Below are 20,860 nucleotides of genomic sequence, written 5' to 3'. Positions count from 1 at the left end.
GCTGAGGGATCAGCGATACGCTGTTGCGATGCCTTGACGTTCGTTGAGGCATTCCACGTCGCCCATCTCAAATTCGCGGCAAATCAGCGGCCGCTTTTCGTAGATGGTGCACATCATGGTGTTGCGGTCCAGCGCGGCGCACCAGCCATCATCCAGGCGCAACATCACTTCACCGCCCCAGTCGTCCTCGGCAATAAAGCGCTCGGGCACCCCGGTGTCGGTGATCAGCATCACTTCCAATTGGCAGCAGCACGCCGCACACGTGGCGCACGTGACGGCGGGTTCGGTTATTTCAGTCAGCGGGATGTTCGTCATAGGCGCGCAGTGTAAGGCAGCGCAGCGCCCAGGTGTGACTGTGGTGACCGGTGTCTGTCAGCCCACGTGCAGTAATTGCCGCGACGGCAGGTTTTTGAAGGCGCTAAGCGCTCGTTCGCGGCTTTTTTTCAGGTCGACGATTGGGGGTGGGTAGTCCGCGACGCCAAACAAACTCCCTGCAGAGGCGGGGTTGTGAACTTCTTTTTTGTTCAGGTTGGCGAGTGCAGGCAGCCAGTGCTTGATAAAACGGCCTTCGGGATCGAAGCGTTCGGACTGGCTTAACGGGTTGAAAATTCTGAAGTACGGCACTGAGTCGGTTCCGGTGGAGGAACTCCATTGCCAACCGCCGTTGTTGGCCGCCAAGTCGCCATCAATCAGGTGCTGCATAAAGAAGCGCTCGCCTTCGCGCCAATCAATCAGCAGGTTTTTGGTCAGGAACATGGCAACCACCATTCGCAGGCGGTTGTGCATCCAGCCGGTTTCGAGGAGTTGGCGAATGGCTGCATCAATGATCGGGATGCCCGTGCGGCCTTCTTTCCAGGCATTGAGCTCATCGGGGGCGTTACGCCAAGGCAAATATTCGGTTTCGACACGGAAGGCGCGATGGCGCGAAACACGCGGGTACCCCACCAAAATGTGTTTGTAGAATTCGCGCCAGAGCAGTTCGGTCACCCAGGTGAACACGCCAGGGCTGCCGCTTTCAAATTCGCCGTTATTGGCTGACAGCGCGGCATGCAAGCATTGGCGTGGAGAGATGACGCCCGCTGCCAGGTAGGTTGAAAGCTGACTGGTGCCGGGCTGGGCGGGCAGATCGCGCTGGTCCTGATAATAGTGGATGCGCTCATCGGCAAAATTCGCCAGACGCTGGCGTGCCTCGTCTTCGCCGGCAGGCCACAGCGCTCGCAAGGTTTCACTGGGCGTTGCGAAACCTGCCACAGACTCGGGAATGGTATCTGGTGTGATGGGCACAGGTGCCTGAGCCGAGGGGCTGGCAACCCGGTGTGGCAGGCTCATGTGCAGACGGTTGTAGCAGATCTTGCGGAACTGACTGAACACCTGAAAGTAGGAGCCTGATTGCGTAAGGATGCTGCCTGGCTGAAACAGTAGCTGATCGAGGTGGCGGTGAAAGCCAATCCCTTGAGCCTCCAGCGCCTGGGCGACGGCTTCGTCGCGCCGGGTTTCGTTGATGCCGTACTCATCATTGACATGAACGGCCTGGACGCCGTGCTGCTGACACAGCTCAATAAGTGCGCCGGGAGCTGTGTCCCACGTGGAAATAGTGCGGATCAGCAGCGGGATATTCAGTTGCTGCAAGCTATTGCTAAGGGTGCGCAGGTTGCGTAGCCAAAAGTCGACCTTGCACGGTGCATCGTTATGCATCAGCCATTGCTCAGGGCTTATCAGGTAAACGGCCACGGCCGGACCCCGTTGCGCGGCTACGCTAAGGGCGGTGTTGTCGCAGTGGCGCAAGTCGTTGCGCAACCATATCAGTTGCATATCAGTTCCTTGGGGCTAGAAAAGCCTGAGCTGGCTGAGATGTTGATGGGCCTGGAGCGGGTCATGGGCAAGCAACAAGCCGGGCAGTGCCGATGCGCTGGCGGACAGTTCGGCTTGGTGGATCTGTACGGCGGGGCCTGCAATCACGATGGGGCATTCAATGCCCCCCAGCAGTTTTGGGAACAGGTGCAGGTTCATGGGTTTGCTTGAATAGAGCACCACGGCACGTGCCTTGAGCCGTTCGATAGCCAGGGCCAGTTCACCGTTAGGCAGCGGCGCATCGAACACTTCAATCGGGCAGTGGCTGCTGCTCACTAACAGGGCGGTGAGCCACAGGTGCGCCTCGAAAGGCTGGTCGCTGTGATTGATCAACAGGATCGGCGCACCGCTGAGTGAACGATTGTTGTGGTAAATGCGCGCGCCCAACTTGCTGCGCAACCAGGAGTTAAAAAACACACGCTCCAGTTGGGCTCCAAATTGGCCTTGCCAGCGTTGCTCCAACTCATTCAAGAGCGGGATCAGCAGGTGTTCGCATAGGGTGCGGGTGGGGTAAAGCGACATGATCTGATTGAAACTGTCATCCAGCCGGCGCTCGTTTAACTCACTGATCGCCTGCTTTAGGGTATGACGCCATGTTTGCCAGTCGTTACCTGCGGGTTCCGGCGTGGTGTCGGCGGTGTCGAGCAGTGGCTTGATCTGGCTAACCGAAACGCCTCGATTGAGCCAGGTCAGAATCTGCTGGATGCGCTGTACATGTTCTTCCGAGAACAGACGGTGACCTTTGGCGGTACGGTGAGGCACGATCAGGCCATAGCGCCGCTCCCAGGCTCGCAGTGTCACAGCGTTGACCCCTGTGATACGGGCGACGTCACGAATGGGCAGCCAGCCTTGGGCCAGTGCTTGGTTGTAGTCCGGGTCTGGAGTACTTGTCATTTAAAGCTCTTTACTCAGGTTCAGATCGCGTTACGCAGGCTGAGTTTTTCCGGATGCGGCTGCAGGTAAACCTGGCGCGCAATGTAAGGGTTGGGGTGTAGGCGGAAATGATGCTTAAGCAGTGTCATCGGTACTACGAGCGGCACAATGCCGTTTTGGTACTGGCCAATCAACTGCTGCATTTCCTGTTTATCGTCGGTGTCGATGGCTTGTTTCAGGTAGCCGCTTAAATGCTGCAGCACATTGCTGTGGGTGCGGCGTGTCGCGCATTTTTTCAGCGCTTTCATCAGTTCACTGAAGTAGTGCGGGGCGATGTGGGTCGGGTCGGTTTTTCCCAGATTACCCAGCAGGTGCCCCAGCGATTTGTAGTGGGCTGGACTATGGGCCATCAATTGATACTTGTAGCGGGCGTGAAATTCTGTGATTGAGCGGCGACTGACTCCTTCCTTGAGCAAGGCTTGCCAAGCGCTGTAGGCGTAAACCCGAGTCAAAAAGTTCTCGCGCAGTACTGGGTCATTCAGTCGTCCATCCTCTTCTACCGGCAGGTCAGGGTGTGCCGCGCAGAATGCTTGAGCATAAATCCCGCGCCCGCTCAGTTCGGCCGGACGGCCACCGTCCTGATACACCTTGACCCGCTCAAGGCCGCAAGACGGAGATTTTTGCATAAAGATGTAGCCGCAAATGTCAGTGTGCTCAGCCGCCATTTCTACCCCGTAAGCCTGCAGGGGTTGGCTGACATTCAGCGAGCTGTCGACACTGCCCACGGCTTGGGGGTGGGCAGGGTCGCCGACTAATCGGATGGGCTGGCGAGGAATGCCTAGGCCGATAGCAACTTCCGGGCACAGCGGTACAAACTCGAAATATTCACTCAGGGCCTGGCTGCACAAACGCGACTCTTTATGCCCACCGTTGAAACGGACTTCTGCGCCCATCAGGCAAGCGCTGATGGCGATTTTAGGTTTGTGGTGTACTGAGGCGTTGCAGGCCATAAGATGAACCTCCCAATAAACTTGTACATCTTTTGTTTGATGTACAACGTGGGTTCATCATAAGCCTGTACTTGTACAAGTCAAATATCTTGTACAAGTAATCGGTGAGCGGCTTCTCGGTTCACTTTGGCATGGCAGGTCACGAAAGGTGTTCGATCAGCCGGCGGGCGGCTTCTTGACCGCTCAGCCATGCGCCTTCGACGCGACCGGACATGCACCAGTCACCGCACGCGTACAGCCCCAGATCGGCATCGGCCAAGGCTCCCCAGTCGTGGGCGCTGGCCGGGCGGGCGTAAAGCCAGCGGTGTGCGAGGCTGAAAATCGGCGCGGGGGTAGGGAAGTGCATCAGTTCGGCGAATGCGCCATGCAGTTGCTCGATCACGGCGTGTTTGGGCAAGTCGAGGTTTTGTTTGCTCCAGGTGCTGGTGGCATGCAGCACCCAGGTGTCGGGTGAGGTGTCACGCCCCGGTTTGCTGCGATTACGGGCTAGCCAGTCCAATGGACTGTCTTGTACAAAGCAGCCCTCCATCGGGGTCTTGAGGGCCGCTTCAAAGGCCAGTGCGACGGCCCAGGTCGGTTCCATTTTGACGCTGGCGGCAGCGCTTGCCAGTTTCGGTGCGCTGGCCAGCAGAGGGACTGCCTGAGGGGCGGGGGTGGCGACAATGACATGGCTGAAGGGGCCGTGATCCTTGCCTTCGGTGTCTTGCAGGAACCAGTGATTTTTACCCTGTATCAGGTCAGTGATCCGGCACGAAAACTCGGCCGTGGGTTGTTCCAATAAGCCGCGGGTAATTGAACTCATGCGGGGGGTGCCGACCCAGCGGGTCTGCTCGTCCGGCGAAGGCGTCAAATGCCCGTCCTTGTGGTTGTAGAGGTGAGGCTCCCATTCAGCGACCCAGCCGTTGACCTGCCATCGCTTGACCTCTTCAACAAAGTGCCGGTCGCGGGCCGTAAAGTACTGCGCGCCCAAATCCAGTGCGCCGGCTTCGCTGCGCTTGCTGGACATGCGCCCGCCGCTGCCACGGCTCTTGTCAAACAGTTTTACCGAATACCCGGCCAAATTGAGTGCTCGGGCGGCTGAAAGCCCGGCGATGCCGGCTCCGATGATCGCGATAGGTACTGTCATAATGGCCTCAACGTTTTTGCACAGACTACGTCGTAGCTAATTCCTGTACAAAGTTTTTTTTTAGTATAAGTTTTAGTGCGCCAAGGGGGCTCGGTCTGGCCTATTCTTCAGATGCTCGACGGCTCAATTAAACTGAGTCGTTCGTTAAAAATAGACCAGGGCCACCGATAACACTCCCAGCGAGGACCCACTCATGCACATATTGCTGACCGGCGGCACCGGTTTAATTGGCCGCCAACTCTGCCGTCACTGGCTGGCACAAGGTCACCGCCTGAGTGTGTGGAGCCGCAGTCCTGAACGAGTTGCTGACGTGTGCGGTGTGGGGGTCAGGGGTATCGGTACGCTTGAAGCGTTGGGCGAGGAGCCGGTCGATGCTGTCATCAACCTGGCCGGCGCACCTATTGCGGACCGGCCCTGGACGCGTAAGCGCAAATTATTGCTGTGGAGTAGCCGGATTACGCTGACAGAAACACTGGTGGCCTGGCTTGAAAGCCGTGAGCAAAAACCGTCAGTGCTGATTTCAGGCTCGGCTGTCGGCTGGTATGGCGATGGGGGTGAGCGTGAGCTCACAGAAGATTCACCGCCGGTGAATGACGATTTCGCCAGCCACTTGTGCATCGCGTGGGAAGAGGCGGCGCAGCGTGCCCAAGGGGTGGGAATTCGCGTGGTGCTGATTCGCACGGGGCTGGTGTTGGCGTCTGAGGGCGGCTTTTTGTCGCGGTTGTTGCTGCCCTTTAAGCTGGCATTGGGCGGGCCAATCGGGAATGGTCGGCAATGGATGCCGTGGATTCACATCCATGACCACATTGCTCTGATTGATTTTCTTATGCATGAGAATGCTGCAACGGGTCCTTATAATGCGTGCGCGCCCCAGCCGGTGCGCAATGCCGAGTTTGCTAAAACATTGGGGCGTGTGCTGCACCGTCCTGCGTTTATGCCCTTGCCGGCGTTTGCTTTGCGCGCCGGCCTGGGTGAAATGTCACAGCTTTTACTGGGTGGCCAGCGGGCGATGCCTGCGAGGCTGCTGGCTGCCGGTTTCACTTTTCAGTTCACTGATTTGCGTGCGGCGCTCAACGATCTTTCCACACGCCTCTGAAATAGGATGTTGCATGACCGACCACGCGTTGTTGCTGGTTAACCTGGGTTCACCGGCGTCTACCTCGGTAGCGGATGTTCGCAGCTACTTGAACCAGTTTTTAATGGACCCGTACGTTATTGACCTGCCGTGGCCCGTTCGGCGTCTGTTGGTGTCATTGATTTTGGTCAAGCGCCCGGAACAGTCAGCCCATGCGTATGCCTCGATCTGGTGGGAGGACGGCTCGCCGCTGGTGGTGCTGAGCCGCCGTTTGCAGCAGGCGATGACCCGGGAATGGGTTCAGGGGCCTGTGGAACTGGCGATGCGCTATGGCGAGCCATCGATAGAAACCATGCTCACACGCCTGGCGGCCCAAGGGATTCAAAAGGTCACCCTGGCCCCGCTGTACCCGCAGTTTGCGGACAGCACCGTGACCACGGTCATTGAAGAAGCCAAGCGTGTGGTCAAGGCTAAAAAACTGCCCATTCAGTTCTCGATCGTTCAGCCGTTTTACGATCAACCCGAATACCTCGAAGCCTTGGTACAGAGCGCCAGGCCGCACCTTGAGCAGGATTACGATCACCTGTTGCTCAGCTTTCACGGTTTGCCCGAGCGCCACTTGCATAAGCTCGACCCGACCGGGAATCACTGCTTTAAGAATGCTGACTGCTGTCAGAACGCTACGCCTCAAGTACTGGCCACGTGTTACAGAGCGCAATGCCTGCGTACGGCCGAAGCGTTTGCGCAGCGTATGGGGTTGCCTGACGGGAAGTGGTCGGTGGCCTTCCAGTCCCGACTGGGTCGCGCGAAATGGATCGAACCCTACGCCGAGGCGCGTCTGGATGCGTTAGCCAAGGAGGGTGTAAAGAAAATTCTGGTGATGTGCCCGGCGTTTGTCGCCGATTGCATCGAAACGCTGGAAGAGATCGGTGATCGCGGGCGCGAGCAGTTTATTGAGGCGGGAGGCGAGGAGCTGGTGCTGGTGCCGTGTCTCAACGACAACCCGGAGTGGGCGGCGGCGTTGAATACGATTTGTGAAAGGGCACCGTTGGCGTTGTAACAGCCGCCGGTTGACGCTCGATTGCTCGCGGTCTTTTAAAGATCAAAAGATCACGAGCAAGCTCGTTCCTACAGACCTTGCTTCGTGGGCCCGCCGCGATCGGCCTGGCCACTGCGCAAAACCTGTGTGACCCCAGCGTGATTTAAGGGGCCCTTAGATCAAGCGCGCGTAGGAGCGAGCTTGCTCGCGATTTTTTAAAGATCACGAGCAATCAAGTGTCGACCGGCTGCTCCTACAGAGGCAGGATCAGGTCGATTTAGATAATCGGCTCATCACCTTTCTTGTTTTTCCAGCCGTCATTGCCCGGCAAGATCAAGTTCAGTGCAATCGCCACAATAGCGCACAGTGCGATGCCTTTGAGGCCGAAGTCTTCCGGGCCCATGCCTGTGCCGATCAGCACGCCGCCGATACCGAAGACCAGCGTTACGGATACGATCACCAGGTTGCGGGCTTCGCTCAGGTCGACTTGATGGCGTATCAGGGTGTTCATCCCGACCGCTGCAATTGAACCGAACAGCAGGCACAAAATCCCGCCCATCACCGGTACCGGAATGCTTTGCAGCAATGCACCAAACTTGCCGACAAATGCCAGGCTGATCGCGAAGATCGCTGCCCAGGTCATGATTTTCGGGTTGTAGTTTTTGGTCAGCATCACCGCGCCAGTCACTTCAGCGTAGGTGGTATTGGGTGGGCCACCGAGCATCCCGGCGGCGGTGGTGGCAAGGCCGTCACCGACCAGCGTGCGGTGTAACCCGGGTTTTTTCAGGTAATCGCGACCGGTCACACTGCCCACGGCAATCACGCCACCGATGTGTTCAATGGCCGGTGCCAGCGCCACGGGGACAATAAACAGAATCGCCTGCCAGTTGAACTCGGGCGCAGTGAAGTGTGGCAGTGCGAACCAAGGGGCTGCCGCGATTTTGGCTGTGTCGACCACCCCAAAGTAAAATGCCATCGCGAAACCTACCAGCACGCCCGCAATGATCGGTACCAGGCGGAAAATGCCTTTGCCGAACACGGCGACGATCAAGGTGGTCAGCAGGGCTGGCATCGAGATCATCATGGCCGTCTGGTAATGAACCAGTTCGGTGCCATCTTCAGCGCGGCCCATTGCCATATGCGCGGCAATCGGTGCCATCGCCAGGCCAATCGAGATAATCACCGGGCCAATCACCACGGGGGGTAAAAGGCGGTCAATAAAACCGGTGCCTTTGATCTTCACGGCGAAGCCGAGAAAGGTGTACACAAACCCGGCCGCCATGACGCCACCCATCGTTGCCGCCAGGCCGAACTGATCCTTGGCAAGAATGATCGGCGTGATAAAGGCAAAGCTCGATGCCAGAAAGACCGGCACCTGGCGCCGGGTCACGATCTGGAACAGCAGAGTCCCGAGACCCGCCGTGAACAAGGCGACGTTAGGGTCGAGGCCGGTAATCAGAGGCATCAACACCAACGCGCCGAAGGCCACGAAGAGCATCTGCGCGCCAGAAAGGATCTGACGCCAGAGCGGGTCGTTGAACTCGTCCTGCATGTCAGGCGTCCTTTTGCTTGGTGCCGAAGATCTTGTCGCCGGCATCGCCCAGGCCCGGGATGATGTAGCCATGTTCGTTCAGACGTTCATCAATCGAGGCTGTGTAGATGGTCACGTCCGGGTGAGCGGCCTCAACGGCGGCAATGCCTTCGGGTGCGGCGACCAACACCATGGCGCGAATTTCTTTGCAGCCCGCTTTTTTCAGCAGGTCAATGGTGGCGACCATCGACGAACCCGTGGCAAGCATCGGGTCAATGATCATCGCCAGACGCTCATTGATTTCCGGGACCAGTTTTTCCAGGTAGGTATGGGCCTGCAAGGTTTCTTCGTTGCGGGCAACCCCGACAGCGCTCACTTTCGCGCCCGGGATCAGGCTCAGAACGCCTTCGAGCATACCGATGCCAGCACGCAGAATCGGTACGACGGTAATTTTCTTACCGGCGATTTTTTCGACCTGAACGGTACCGCACCAGCCTGCTATTTCGTAGGTTTCAAGGGTCAGGTCTTTGGTGGCTTCATAGGTCAGTAACGCGCCGACTTCCTGAGCGAGTTCGCGGAAGTTCTTCGTGCTAATGTCTGCGCGGCGCATCAGGCCGAGCTTGTGACGGATCAGCGGGTGGCGGATCTCACGGATGGGCATAGTAAAAGCTCCGGTTGGGCAGGCAAAAAAAGCGGCCTAGATTAATCTAATCCGGGGTGATGTCCTACAGAACATTACTGCACGTTAGTCCATAAATGCTTGATCTGAGCCATGCGGGTGCGTACCTTTGCCCGCTTTTCTTGCACAACCCCCCTGGAGAGCGTCATGTCTGCTGATCTCGAGCATATCCGTCAAGTCATGCGAGAGGCTGACTGCCTGTACACCGAAGCTGAAGTAGAAGAGGCCATTGCTCGTGTTGGTGCGCAAATCACGGCCGCTATGGCCGAGACCAATCCAGTGGTTTTTTGCGTCATGAACGGTGGCCTGATTTTTGCCGGCAAACTGCTCACGCACCTGAAATTCCCGCTTGAGTCTTCTTACCTGCATGCCACTCGCTACCGCAACCAGACCAGTGGCGGTGACCTGTTCTGGAAAGCCAAGCCGGAAGTGTCCTTTATCGATCGGGACGTGCTGATCATCGATGACATCCTCGATGAAGGCCATACGCTGAGTGCAATTGTCGATTTCTGCCAGCACGAAGGCGCACGCAATGTGTACACCGCCGTGCTGATTGACAAGGACCATGACCGCAAAGCCAGCCCGGACTTGAAAGCCCACTACACGGGGCTGCCGTGCGTGGACCGTTACGTGTTTGGTTACGGTATGGATTACAAGGGTTACTGGCGCAATGCTGCTGGCATTTATGCGGTAAAAGGCCTGTAATCACGCCTGTTTAGAAGCGAGACCCGCTCGCTTCTAAACCCGCCTCTGGCGTGTCTTGGCTCTCTCATGAACGCTACGGGTGTGCTGACATGCTGGCAATCTTTCTTCAGACCCTTGCGATTACCGCGCCCGTGTTTGCCATGCTCTTTATGGGGGTGGTGCTTAAACGCGTTGGCTGGATCAATGACAATTTTATCCACACGGCGTCGGCGCTGGTATTCAACGTCACCATGCCCGCGTTGTTGTTTCTGGGTATTTTGCATGCGGATTTGCGGGCGGCGATGCAGCCCGAGGTGCTTGGCTACTTTACGGTCGCCACACTGGCCAGTTTTGCTTTGGCATGGGGGTGGTCGATCTGGCGGTGCCCTCGTGACGACCGCGGGATCTACACGCAGGGTGCGTTTCGCGGCAATAACGGCGTGATCGGCCTGGCGCTGGCTGCCAGCATGTATGGCGATTACGGTATTTCGTTGGGAGCGGTGCTCGCCGGGTTGGTGATTCTGCTCTTTAACACCCTGTCGACCATTGTGTTGGCGGTCTACAGCCCGGTGATCAAGTCCGACCCGTGGAGCATCTGCAAAAGTGTGTTCAAGAACCCGCTGATTATCAGTGTGCTGGGTGCGGTACCGTTTGCGGTGTTCAAGATCGGCCTACCGGGCTGGCTGGAAGCTTCCGGTGAATACCTGGCTGCCATGACGTTGCCGCTGGCGCTGATCTGTATCGGTGGAACGCTGTCGTTGGCGAGCCTGCGCAAAAGCGGCAGTGTGGCGCTGAGCGCGAGCCTGGTCAAAATGGTCAGCTTGCCGCTGATCACGACACTGGGGGCGTGGCTGTACGGTTTTCGCGGGCCGGAGTTGGGCACGTTGTTTCTGTACTTTGCCAGCCCGACAGCGGCGGCCAGCTATGTCATGGCGAGGGCGGCCAACGGCAATCACGAGTTAGCCGCATCGATTATCGTCATCACCACCCTAATGGCGGCGATCACCACCAATATCGGGATTTTCGTGCTGCAGTGGGGCGGCTGGATTTAGCGCGCCACACCTCAGTGCTGCCGGTGCCAGGCACGCAGAGTAGTGAACAGCACAAACACCAGCAGCGCGGGCAAGATATAAAACAGCATCAAGTGTTCAAGTTTGGCAGCCAGAGGCATGCCCGTGGTGAACGATACAACATGCAGCCCGTAAGCCAGGTACAGCCCTAGAAACAACACACCTTCCAGGCGTGTGACGCGGTAACCGGCGTAGAACACCGGTAAGCACAGCACTGCTACGCCCAGCATCACCGGCAGGTCGAAGGCCAGCGCGTTGGGCGACACTGACAGCGGCAGGGGGGCCACCAACGCGGTAATGCCCAGCACTGCCAGCAGGTTGAAAAGGTTACTGCCAATCACGTTACCCACGGCAATTTCACGTTGGCCTCGAAAGGCGGCGATCACGGAGGTGGCCAGTTGGGGGAGTGAGGTGCAGATGGCAATGATTGTCAAACCGATGATGCGCTCGGACAGGCCCAACTCCATGGCAATCTCCAGGCTCGCGTCCAGCAACAGCCGGCCAGCCACCCCGAGCATGACCAGCGCGCAGAGCACCCACAGGATGTTATAGGGCCATGACGCGGGAGGCAGATTGGAGCTGACGTGATGATGCCCGCTGTGGCGTGACTGGCGCAGCAGCAGGCCCAGGTAGATCACTAGCCCGATCAGCAGAATCACGCCGTCGAGGTGATCAAGCGTCTTGTCCAGCGTCAGTGCGAACACAAGGCCGCTGGCCAGTATCATCAAAGGGATATCCAGACGCACGAGTTGGCGCGACACGCGCAGGGGGATAATCAATGCCGAGAGCCCGAGGGTGACGAGGATGTTGAAAATATTGCTGCCGATCACGCTGCCAACGGCAATGTCCGGGGTGCCATTGAAGGCCGCTTGCAGGCTGACAGTCATTTGAGGGGCGCTGCTGCCCAGGGCGACGACCGTCAAGCCGATCAACAGCGGGCGCACTTTCAGGTGAGTGGCCATGCGCACGGCACCGCGCACCAACAGTTCGGCCCCTGCGATCAGCAGTACGAGCCCGCCCAGCAGTTGCAGCAAGTTCCACGGCGATAAGACGTTCAACCCCACAGTTCGATGGCTCCTTGATTAATCGCTCAAGCCTTGGATCCGGACTTTTGCGGTGCCGCTGCGCAGCATATCCAACTGCTGGGCGGCCTGGCGCGAAAGATCAATCAACCTGCCGCCGGTATGGGGGCCACGATCGTTGATGCGAACCACGACGGATTTATCGTTGCTGAGGTTGGTGACCTTTACCCGTGTGCCAAAAGGCAGGCTACGGTGGGCGGCGGTAAGGGCGTGCTGGTCGAAGGGCTCGCCACTGGCGGTACGTTTACCGTGGTGTCGAGCGCCGTAATAAGAGGCGATACCGGTTTTGTCATAACCGCGAGGGTCGATGTCATGGCTGGCACAGCCAGTGAGCAAGCCGAGCAAGGCGCAAGCGCCGAGTAGCCGCTTCATGGGGAAATCCTTTGTGTGCCACTCCTGCCTGTAGGGGCGAGCGTGCTCGCGATCTTTTGATCTTGAAAAGATCGAGAGCAAGCTCGCTCCTGCAGTGAGTGTGCGATTTAGCCTTCGAGCTTGCTTTTCAGCAGTTCGTTGACCTGTTGCGGGTTGGCTTTGCCTTTGGATGCTTTCATCGCCTGACCTACGAAGAAGCCGAACATCTTGCCACGTTTGGCTTCGTCTGCCGCGCGGTACTGCTCCACTTGCTCGGCGTTGGCCGCGAGTACTTCATCCAGCACCTTTTCAATGGCACCGCTGTCGGTCACTTGCTTGAGGCCTTGCTTGTCGATGACGTCATCGGCAGTGCCTTCGCCATTGGCCATGGCTTCAAACACGACCTTGGCGATTTTGCCGGAGATGGTGTTGTCCTTGATTCGCAGCAACATCCCACCGAGCAATTCGGCGCTGACGGGCGACTGGTCGATGTCCAGGCCTTGCTTGTTGAGCAGGCTGCCCAATTCAACCATGACCCAGTTGGCCGCCAGTTTGGCGTCGCCGCTGATGCTCACGACTTTTTCGAAGTAGTCGGCTTGCTCACGGCTCGAGGCCAGTACGCTGGCGTCGTAGGCCGACAGGCCGAACTGCGACTGGAAGCGCTCGCGTTTTTGCGGTGGCAGTTCCGGCAGGGTGGCGCGAACGTCTTCGATAAACGAATCTTCGATCACCACCGGCAGCAGGTCCGGGTCTGGGAAGTAACGGTAGTCGTTGGCTTCTTCCTTGCTGCGCATGGCGCGGGTTTCATCTTTGTTCGGGTCGTACAGGCGCGTTTGCTGGATGACCTTGCCGCCGTCTTCGATCAGTTCGATCTGGCGTTGGACTTCACTGTTGATCGCCTTCTCGATAAAGCGGAACGAGTTGACGTTCTTGATCTCGCAGCGTGTGCCGAACTCGGCCTGGCCGACCGGGCGCACCGACACGTTACAGTCGCAACGCAGCGAACCTTCAGCCATGTTGCCGTCGCAAATACCCAGGTAGCGCACCAGCGCGTGCATCGCCTTCACGTAGGCAACGGCTTCTTTGGCGCTGCGCATGTCCGGTTCGGAGACGATTTCCAGCAGCGGCGTACCGGCGCGGTTCAGGTCGATGCCAGTGGCTCCGCTGAAGTCTTCATGCAGGCTTTTGCCCGCATCTTCTTCCAGGTGGGCGCGGGTAATGCCGACACGTTTGACGGTGCCGTCTTCCAGCGTGATGTCCAGATGGCCCTTGCCAACGATCGGCAACTCCATTTGGCTGATCTGGTAACCCTTCGGCAGGTCCGGGTAGAAATAGTTTTTGCGTGCGAACACGCTGTGCTGGCCGATTTCGGCGTCAACGGCCAGGCCAAACATCACGGCCATGCGCACCGCTTCCTGGTTCAGTACTGGCAAAACACCCGGCATGCCCAAGTCAACGAGACTGGCCTGGGTGTTCGGCTCAGCACCAAACGTCGTCGCGCTACCGGAGAAAATCTTCGATTGAGTGGCGAGCTGGGAGTGAATTTCCAGCCCGATCACAACTTCCCATTGCATATGTTTCTCCTCAGAAGCCGGCAGGTGTGCGCGTGTGCCAGTCAGTGTGCAACTGATACTGGTGCGCGACGTTGAGCAAGCGACTTTCCTGGAAGTAGGGTGCAAGCAACTGCACGCCAACGGGCAGGCCGTCGACAAAACCGGCAGGCATCGACAAGCCCGGCAGGCCCGCCAGGTTGGCGGTGATGGTATACACGTCTTCCAGGTAAGCGGAAACCGGATCGCTGTTTTTAGCGCCGATTTTCCAGGCCGGGTTAGGCGTGGTCGGGCCGAGGATGATGTCGACTTCCTTGAAGGCACTTACGAAGTCGTTTTTGATCAGGCGACGGATTTTTTGCGCTTGCAGGTAGTAAGCGTCGTAGTAACCCGCCGACAGGGCGTAGGCCCCGACCAGGATCCGGCGTTGTACTTCCGGGCCAAAGCCTTCGGCGCGTGAACGCTTGTACAGGTCGGTGAGGTCTTTCGGGTCTTCGCAGCGATGGCCGAAACGCACGCCATCAAAACGCGACAGGTTGGAAGACGCTTCGGCGGGCGCGATCACGTAGTACGCAGGAATGGCGTGCTGCATGTTAGGCAGGCTGATGGGCTTGATCACGGCACCGAGCTTTTCCAGCGCTTTGATGCTGGCGTGAATCAGTTCGGCAATGCGCGGGTCGAGCCCGTCACTGAAGAACTCGGCCGGCACACCGATACGCAGGCCTTGCAGCGAACCATTAAGGTTGGCGCTGTAGTCCGGCACAGGTTCGTCAATGCTGGTGGAGTCCTGCGGATCGAAGCCAGCCATGCCCTGGAGTAGAATGGCGCAGTCTTCGGCGGTGCGTGCCAGCGGGCCGCCCTGATCGAGGCTGGAGGCGTACGCGATCATGCCCCAGCGCGATACACGACCGTAGGTCGGTTTCAGGCCGGTAAGGTTGGTCAGCGCAGCCGGCTGGCGGATCGAACCGCCGGTGTCGGTGCCGGTGGCAGCCGGTAGCAAGCGTGCGGCAACAGCGGCGGCCGAGCCACCCGACGAACCGCCAGGCACATGCTCAAGGTTCCACGGGTTTTTAACCGGCCCGTAGTAGCTCGACTCATTGGCCGAGCCCATGGCGAATTCGTCCATGTTGGTCTTGCCCAGGCTGACAGCGCCCGCAGCCGCCAGTTTCGACACGACAGTGGCGTCGTAAGGGGCCTTGAAGTTGTCGAGCATCTTCGAGCCGCAGCTGGTGCGTACGCCCACGGTGCAGAACAGGTCTTTGTGACCGATTGGTGCACCCAGCAAGGCTCCACTTTCACCGTTGGCACGGCGTGCGTCGGCGGCCTTGGCCTGCTCCAGAGCAAGGTCTTCGGTGAGGGTGATAAAACTGTTGAGCTGAGGGTCCAACTGCGCGATGCGCGCCAGCAGGGTTTTGGTCAGCTCCTCGGAGGAGAACTTTTTATCGGCGAGTCCGCGAGCGATCTCGGCCAGAGTCAATTGATGCATGCAGGCTCTTTCCCTTTACTCGATGACTTTCGGAACCAGATAGAGGCCGTTTTCGACCGCTGGTGCGATGGACTGATACGCCTCGCGATGATTGCTTTCAGTCACGACGTCTGCACGCAGGCGCTGGCTGGCTTCCAGAGGGTGGGCCAGAGGCTCGATATCGCGGGTGTCGACCGCTTGCATCTGATCAATCAGCCCTAAAATGCTATTAAGGGCTTCGGTGGTGCGTGGGAGATCGGCATCATTGAGACCCAAACGGGCCAAATGAGCGATTTTTTCCACGTCGGAGCGTTCAAGCGCCATGGGATTCTCCAGTGGAAAACAGGACGGATGCTATCCGTGTGTTAGATTGTCGGAACACTACCGCATTTCTACGGTCATATGGCCGCGATTGTGGGGCTTGGTGCTCTGAAAAACGGCCAATTTAACATATTGGTGCCTTGCCCAAAATCCCTGTCGTTGTTAGAGTTTGCCGCACTTTTTTACCCACGCGTTGCCTAGGGTCCCTTTCCCATGTTCAAGAAACTGCGTGGCATGTTTTCCAGTGATCTTTCTATCGACCTGGGCACTGCCAACACCCTTATTTACGTGCGTGAGCGCGGTATTGTCCTGAATGAGCCATCGGTTGTGGCTATTCGGACGCACGGTAACCAGAAAAGTGTTGTTGCCGTTGGCACCGAGGCCAAGCGCATGCTGGGTCGCACACCGGGCAACATTGCTGCCATTCGTCCGATGAAGGACGGAGTTATTGCTGATTTCAGCGTCTGCGAAAAGATGCTGCAGTACTTTATCAACAAAGTGCACGAAAACAGCTTTTTGCAGCCGAGCCCTCGGGTTCTCATCTGCGTGCCTTGCAAATCAACTCAGGTTGAGCGTCGCGCCATTCGTGAGTCGGCACTGGGTGCCGGTGCGCGTGAAGTGTTCCTGATCGAGGAGCCCATGGCTGCGGCTATCGGTGCAGGCCTGCCGGTAGAGGAAGCGCGCGGTTCGATGGTAGTCGATATTGGTGGTGGTACCACCGAAATCGCATTGATCTCCCTGAACGGTGTGGTTTACGCCGAATCCGTCCGGGTGGGCGGCGACCGTTTTGACGAAGCGATCATCACCTATGTGCGCCGCAACTACGGCAGCCTTATCGGTGAGTCGACGGCTGAGCGCATCAAGCAAGAGATCGGCACGGCCTACCCAGGCGGTGAAGTGCGTGAAGTCGATGTGCGCGGGCGTAACCTGGCCGAAGGTGTTCCACGTGCCTTTACCCTGAACTCCAATGAAGTGCTGGAAGCGCTGCAAGAGTCGCTGGCAACCATCGTTCAGGCCGTGAAAAGTGCGCTGGAACAGTCGCCACCTGAACTCGCCTCGGACATCGCCGAGCGCGGCCTGGTGCTGACCGGCGGTGGCGCTCTGTTGCGCGACCTCGACAAGCTGCTGGCCCAGGAAACCGGCTTGCCGGTGATCGTGGCCGAAGACCCATTGACCTGTGTTGCGCGTGGCGGTGGCCGTGCGTTGGAAATGATGGATAAACACACGATGGACCTGCTCTCCAGCGAATAAGATCGCGAGGTGCAGCCCTGTGATTATCACCAGAAGGTAGCCCTTTGCAGTGCTGCCTTTTGGCGTTTATCTTCTGTCAATCTTCATCCAGGCCGCGTTGAAGCCGTATGAATACAATGATCACTTGCCCAAGAGGAGCGGCCTATTAAACCGCTCTTCTCTAAAGGCCCTTCATTGGGCGTGCGCTTTTTGGTGTTGGTCGTGTTGTCGGTCGCACTGATGGTAGTGGACGCCCGTTTCACGTTGCTCAAGCCTGTGCGCAGCCAAATGTCGCTGGTGCTGATGCAAACCTACTGGGTCACCGATCTGCCGCAGCGTTTGTTGCAGGGCGTGACCAGTCAGTTTGGCAGCCGCACCGAGTTGGTGGCTGAAAACGAGAAACTTCAAACCGAAAATCTGCTGCTGCAGGGCCGCCTGCAAAAACTGGCTGCCTTGACTGAGCAAAACGTTCGCCTGCGCGAGCTGTTGAATTCCTCTGCGCTGGTCAATGAAAAGGTCGAAGTGGCTGAGTTGATCGGCATGGACCCCAACCCTTTCACCCATCGCATTATTATCAACAAAGGCGAGCGCGACGGTGTGGTGCTGGGCCAACCGGTACTCGATGCCCGTGGCCTGATGGGCCAAGTGGTTGAGTTGATGCCCTACACCTCGCGGGTGTTATTGCTCACGGATATTACCCACAGTATTCCCGTGCAAGTGAATCGTAACGGGCTACGTGCAATTGCCAGCGGCACCGGCAACCCCGAGCGCCTGGAATTGCGCCATGTGGCGGACACGGCGGACATCAAGGAAGGTGACCTGCTGGTCAGTTCGGGGCTGGGCCAGCGCTTTCCGGCCGGCTACCCGGTCGCCACCGTCAAGGAAGTGATTCACGACTCCGGGCAACCCTTTGCCATCGTCCGTGCCGTACCGACGGCGGCCTTGAACCGCAGCCGCTACTTGCTGCTGGTGTTCAGCGACAGCCGTACGCCGGAAGAGCGGGCCAATGATGCGGCCAAGGCTCAAGAGGCCGAGCAGGGCGGTGATGCATCCCCTATCGTTCCGGCCGTGCCCAAGGCGACGGCACCCGTTGCCGTACCTGGCGCGGCTCCTGCTGCACCTTTATCAGCACCCGCCGCACCCACCCCTGCCGCCAAACGGCCCGCTGTCACGCCGGCTACTTCTCGGGAGAGGCAATAATGGTGAGTACTCGTTCCAGTCATGGCTGGATAATCTGGCTGACGTTCGCCATCGGCCTGTTGTTGAGCATTTCACCGATGCCGCAATTTATGGAGGTCTTTCGCCCGCTTTGGCTGGCGTTGCTGCTGGCCTTCTGGACGCTGTACCTGCCGCAGAAGGTGGGCATGGTCACGGCCTGGTGCCTGGGGCTCGCTGAAGATGTGCTCTATGGCACGTTGCTGGGGCAGAACGCGCTGATCCTGACCTTGATTACATTTCTGGTGTTGTCACTTCAACAGCGTCTGCGGATGTTTCCGATGTGGCAGCAAAGCCTGGTGATATTGGTTATTTTCGGTCTGGCGCAGTTGGCTCAGCTGTGGCTAAGTGCCTTGACCGGTAACCGCCAGCCGACCCTTGCGCTGGTATTGCCCGCGCTGGTCAGTGCCTTGTTGTGGCCTTGGGTCAGTTACGGGCTGCGCGGCTTGCGTCGGCGCTTCAAAATCAATTAATGGGATCGCGAGCCATTTCCTGGTTTGTGCACTGTGACAAGGAGATGTCTCGATGACCTCGCTTTACCTGGCTTCTGGCTCACCGCGCCGGCGAGAGTTACTGACTCAAATCGGCGTGCCCTTCAGCACTGTCAGTGCCGCCATTGATGAAACCCCTTCTCCTGATGAATCGCCGGTGGCTTATGTCGAGCGCTTGGCGAGAGAAAAAGCACAGGCGGGACGCGCGCAACTCTTGGCTTCATCTACCACTGACGCGTTTTGTGTGTTGGGTGCCGATACGGCGGTGGTGCTGGACGAGCAGATTCTCGGCAAACCCGTCGATGAGGCTGACGCCCTGGCTATGCTCATGGCGCTCTCTGGCCGCCAGCACGAGGTGTTGACGGCTATCGCTCTGATGACCTGCGCGGGCTGTGAAACCCGTGTAGTACGCACTCAAGTCACATTTCGAAACATCAGCATCCAGGAAGCCAGCCTGTATTGGGCCAGCGGCGAGCCCCAGGACAAAGCCGGCGGCTATGCGATTCAAGGCCTTGCAGCGGTCTTTGTGACCGGGCTGAACGGCAGCTATTCCGCTGTTGTGGGGCTCCCTGTGTGCGAAACCGCAGAACTGCTGGCGCATTTCGGCATACCCTGTTGGCAAAACCTTACCGTGCGCTGAATGCCGCACCTACAAGACGTGGCACTAATGTGATGACGCCTGAACGAGACCCAGCCATGAGTGAAGAGATCCTGATCAACATCACGCCGATGGAATCGCGCGTGGCGGTGGTAGAGAACGGTGTTTTGCAGGAAGTGCATGTCGAGCGCACCCAGCGCCGCGGCATTGTGGGCAATATCTATAAAGGCAAGGTCGTGCGGGTTTTGCCTGGCATGCAGGCGGCTTTTGTCGATATCGGACTGGATCGGGCGGCCTTTATTCATGCCTCTGAAATATCCCTGCGCGAAGGCCAGGCAGTCGAAAGCATCAGTGCGCTGGTACACGAAGGCCAAAGCCTGGTGGTGCAAGTCACCAAAGACCCCATCGGGTCCAAAGGCGCGCGGTTAACCACGCAACTGTCGATTCCTTCGCGTTACCTGGTGTACATGCCGCACACCGCTCATGTGGGTATTTCGCTGAAAATCGAAGACGAAGCCGAGCGTGACCGCCTCAAGCAAGTGGTCAGTGACTGTGTGGCCCAGGAGGGCATCAAGGAAGCCGGTGGTTTTATTCTGCGCACGGCCGCTGAAGGTGCCGGGGCAGATGAAATCCTGATGGACATTCGTTACTTGCGTCGTTTGTGGGATCAGATCGGGCTGCAGATTAAAACAGTCGGCGCGCCCACGGTGATCTATGAGGATTTGGGCTTGGCATTGCGCACTTTGCGCGATTTGGTCAGCCCGAAGATTGAGAAAATTCGCATAGACTCGCGCGAAACCTTCCAGAAAACCACGCAGTTTGTGGCCGAGTTGATGCCGGAAATCGCGGATCGCCTTGAGCATTATCCGGGCGAGCGGCCCATTTTCGACCTGTATGGCGTTGAAGATGAAATCCAGAAAGCGCTCGACCGTAAGGTCCCGCTCAAGTCGGGTGGTTACCTGGTGGTGGACCCGGCTGAAGCCATGACCACCATCGACGTCAACACGGGCGCGTTTGTGGGGCATCGCAACCTCGAAGAGACCATCTTCAAGACCAACCTCGAAGCCGCCACGGCCATTGCCCGGCAATTGCGCCTGCGCAATCTTGGCGGGATTATCATTATCGACTTCATCGACATGGAAGACGAAGAACACCAGCGCCAAGTGCTGCGCACGCTTGAAAAGCAACTTGAGCGCGACCACGCGAAAACCAACATTATTGGCATCACTGAGCTGGGTCTGGTTCAGATGACCCGCAAGCGTACGCGCGAAAGTCTGGAACAAGTGCTGTGCGAGCCCTGTGTCTGCTGCCAGGGGCGGGGCAAGCTGAAAACCCCGGAAACCATTTGCTACGAAATTTTCCGCGAAATCTTGCGGGAAGCCCGCGCCTATCAGGCCGTTGGCTATCGTGTATTAGCGAATCAGAAAGTGGTTGACCGTTTGCTGGATGAAGAGTCGGGCAACGTGGCGGAGCTGGAAGGGTTTATTGGCCGCACGATCCGTTTTCAAGTCGAAACCATGTACTCGCAGGAACAATACGATGTGGTGCTGCTCTGAAGTATCGTGCGTCGTGCAGCACTCATAAGGGGTTGAGCCTGGCCCCTGCGATCATTTTTGAAG

21 protein-coding genes are annotated in these 20,860 nt (G+C 58.1%); 9 read left to right on the top strand and 12 right to left on the bottom strand.

Going from position 1 to position 20,860, the window contains the following annotated elements:
- Positions 1–9: 9 nt before the first annotated feature.
- The 5 genes from Q1W15_RS02160 to Q1W15_RS02140 form a co-directional block, all read right to left on the bottom strand.
- A complete protein-coding gene (locus Q1W15_RS02160; protein ID WP_300719944.1) occupies positions 10–315 on the bottom strand; it encodes a YkgJ family cysteine cluster protein in 306 nt (101 codons plus the stop codon).
- Positions 316–372: 57 nt separating this feature from the next.
- A complete protein-coding gene (phrB, locus tag Q1W15_RS02155; protein ID WP_300719943.1) occupies positions 373–1,812 on the bottom strand; it encodes a deoxyribodipyrimidine photo-lyase in 1,440 nt (479 codons plus the stop codon).
- Positions 1,813–1,827: 15 nt separating this feature from the next.
- Complete coding sequence (locus Q1W15_RS02150) at positions 1,828–2,745, bottom strand: MerR family transcriptional regulator (RefSeq protein ID WP_300719942.1); 918 nt, start codon at positions 2,743–2,745, stop codon at positions 1,828–1,830.
- A 20-nt stretch (positions 2,746–2,765) separates the two neighbouring features.
- The gene (locus Q1W15_RS02145; RefSeq protein ID WP_300719941.1) at positions 2,766–3,734 is read right to left on the bottom strand and encodes a DUF523 and DUF1722 domain-containing protein; all 969 of its coding nucleotides are present in this window, start codon (positions 3,732–3,734) and stop codon (positions 2,766–2,768) included.
- A 139-nt stretch (positions 3,735–3,873) separates the two neighbouring features.
- On the bottom strand, positions 3,874–4,860 hold the full coding sequence (locus Q1W15_RS02140; protein WP_300719940.1) for an NAD(P)/FAD-dependent oxidoreductase: 987 nt from the start codon (positions 4,858–4,860) through the stop codon (positions 3,874–3,876).
- 193 nt (positions 4,861–5,053) lie between these two features.
- On the opposite strand from Q1W15_RS02140, the gene Q1W15_RS02135 reads away from it, so the two are divergent.
- Both Q1W15_RS02135 and hemH read left to right on the top strand, forming a co-directional pair.
- Positions 5,054–5,956, top strand: a complete 903-nt coding sequence (locus Q1W15_RS02135; protein ID WP_300719939.1) for a TIGR01777 family oxidoreductase — start codon at positions 5,054–5,056, stop codon at positions 5,954–5,956.
- 13 nt (positions 5,957–5,969) lie between these two features.
- Positions 5,970–6,995: a ferrochelatase gene (gene hemH, locus Q1W15_RS02130; RefSeq protein WP_300719938.1), complete on the top strand. Its 1,026-nt coding sequence runs from the start codon at positions 5,970–5,972 to the stop codon at positions 6,993–6,995.
- A gap of 256 nt (positions 6,996–7,251) precedes the next feature.
- On the opposite strand, the gene Q1W15_RS02125 is transcribed toward hemH, so the two are convergent.
- Positions 7,252–8,526, bottom strand: a complete 1,275-nt coding sequence (locus Q1W15_RS02125) for a uracil-xanthine permease family protein (RefSeq protein ID WP_300719937.1) — start codon at positions 8,524–8,526, stop codon at positions 7,252–7,254.
- A 1-nt stretch (position 8,527) separates the two neighbouring features.
- The gene (gene upp, locus Q1W15_RS02120) at positions 8,528–9,166 is read right to left on the bottom strand and encodes a uracil phosphoribosyltransferase (RefSeq protein ID WP_300719936.1); all 639 of its coding nucleotides are present in this window, start codon (positions 9,164–9,166) and stop codon (positions 8,528–8,530) included.
- Between the two features lie 165 nt (positions 9,167–9,331).
- Between upp and Q1W15_RS02115 the strand changes: the two genes are divergently transcribed.
- Together Q1W15_RS02115 and Q1W15_RS02110 are read left to right on the top strand one after the other, a co-directional pair.
- Positions 9,332–9,889: a hypoxanthine-guanine phosphoribosyltransferase gene (locus tag Q1W15_RS02115; protein ID WP_300719935.1), complete on the top strand. Its 558-nt coding sequence runs from the start codon at positions 9,332–9,334 to the stop codon at positions 9,887–9,889.
- 89 nt (positions 9,890–9,978) lie between these two features.
- Positions 9,979–10,920: an AEC family transporter gene (locus Q1W15_RS02110; protein WP_300719934.1), complete on the top strand. Its 942-nt coding sequence runs from the start codon at positions 9,979–9,981 to the stop codon at positions 10,918–10,920.
- 11 nt (positions 10,921–10,931) lie between these two features.
- Here the strand turns inward: Q1W15_RS02110 and Q1W15_RS02105 are convergent, their stop codons facing one another.
- The 5 genes from Q1W15_RS02105 to gatC form a co-directional block, all read right to left on the bottom strand.
- On the bottom strand, positions 10,932–11,972 hold the full coding sequence (locus Q1W15_RS02105) for a calcium/sodium antiporter (RefSeq protein WP_300719956.1): 1,041 nt from the start codon (positions 11,970–11,972) through the stop codon (positions 10,932–10,934).
- A gap of 48 nt (positions 11,973–12,020) precedes the next feature.
- Positions 12,021–12,392 carry a septal ring lytic transglycosylase RlpA family protein gene (locus Q1W15_RS02100; RefSeq protein ID WP_300719933.1) on the bottom strand — a complete coding sequence of 124 codons (372 nt, stop codon included), beginning with the start codon at positions 12,390–12,392 and terminating at the stop codon, positions 12,021–12,023.
- A gap of 107 nt (positions 12,393–12,499) precedes the next feature.
- The gene (gene gatB / locus Q1W15_RS02095; protein WP_300719932.1) at positions 12,500–13,945 is read right to left on the bottom strand and encodes an Asp-tRNA(Asn)/Glu-tRNA(Gln) amidotransferase subunit GatB; all 1,446 of its coding nucleotides are present in this window, start codon (positions 13,943–13,945) and stop codon (positions 12,500–12,502) included.
- A gap of 10 nt (positions 13,946–13,955) precedes the next feature.
- Positions 13,956–15,407, bottom strand: coding sequence for an Asp-tRNA(Asn)/Glu-tRNA(Gln) amidotransferase subunit GatA (gene gatA, locus Q1W15_RS02090; RefSeq protein ID WP_300719931.1), 1,452 nt, complete (start codon positions 15,405–15,407; stop codon positions 13,956–13,958).
- A gap of 15 nt (positions 15,408–15,422) precedes the next feature.
- Positions 15,423–15,710, bottom strand: a complete 288-nt coding sequence (gene gatC, locus Q1W15_RS02085; protein ID WP_300719930.1) for an Asp-tRNA(Asn)/Glu-tRNA(Gln) amidotransferase subunit GatC — start codon at positions 15,708–15,710, stop codon at positions 15,423–15,425.
- Positions 15,711–15,920: 210 nt separating this feature from the next.
- Between gatC and mreB the strand changes: the two genes are divergently transcribed.
- From mreB to rng, 5 genes are all read left to right on the top strand, one after another.
- On the top strand, positions 15,921–16,958 hold the full coding sequence (mreB, locus tag Q1W15_RS02080; RefSeq protein WP_002555108.1) for a rod shape-determining protein MreB: 1,038 nt from the start codon (positions 15,921–15,923) through the stop codon (positions 16,956–16,958).
- A 144-nt stretch (positions 16,959–17,102) separates the two neighbouring features.
- The gene (mreC, locus tag Q1W15_RS02075; protein WP_300719955.1) at positions 17,103–18,137 is read left to right on the top strand and encodes a rod shape-determining protein MreC; all 1,035 of its coding nucleotides are present in this window, start codon (positions 17,103–17,105) and stop codon (positions 18,135–18,137) included.
- A complete protein-coding gene (gene mreD, locus Q1W15_RS02070; RefSeq protein WP_300719929.1) occupies positions 18,137–18,625 on the top strand; it encodes a rod shape-determining protein MreD in 489 nt (162 codons plus the stop codon). Before mreC ends, mreD begins: the two co-directional genes overlap by 1 nt.
- A gap of 52 nt (positions 18,626–18,677) precedes the next feature.
- Positions 18,678–19,283, top strand: coding sequence for a nucleoside triphosphate pyrophosphatase (locus Q1W15_RS02065; RefSeq protein WP_300719928.1), 606 nt, complete (start codon positions 18,678–18,680; stop codon positions 19,281–19,283).
- Between the two features lie 56 nt (positions 19,284–19,339).
- Entirely contained in the window at positions 19,340–20,797 is a 1,458-nt protein-coding gene (gene rng / locus Q1W15_RS02060) for a ribonuclease G (RefSeq protein WP_300719927.1), read from the top strand.
- Positions 20,798–20,860 lie beyond the last annotated feature (63 nt).

It is taken from the genome of Pseudomonas sp. (assembly GCF_030150285.1).
Classification (GTDB): Bacteria; Pseudomonadota; Gammaproteobacteria; order Pseudomonadales; family Pseudomonadaceae; genus Aquipseudomonas.
Note: the sequence above shows the minus strand (reverse complement) of the source record. Positions and strands in the feature narration are given on the sequence as shown.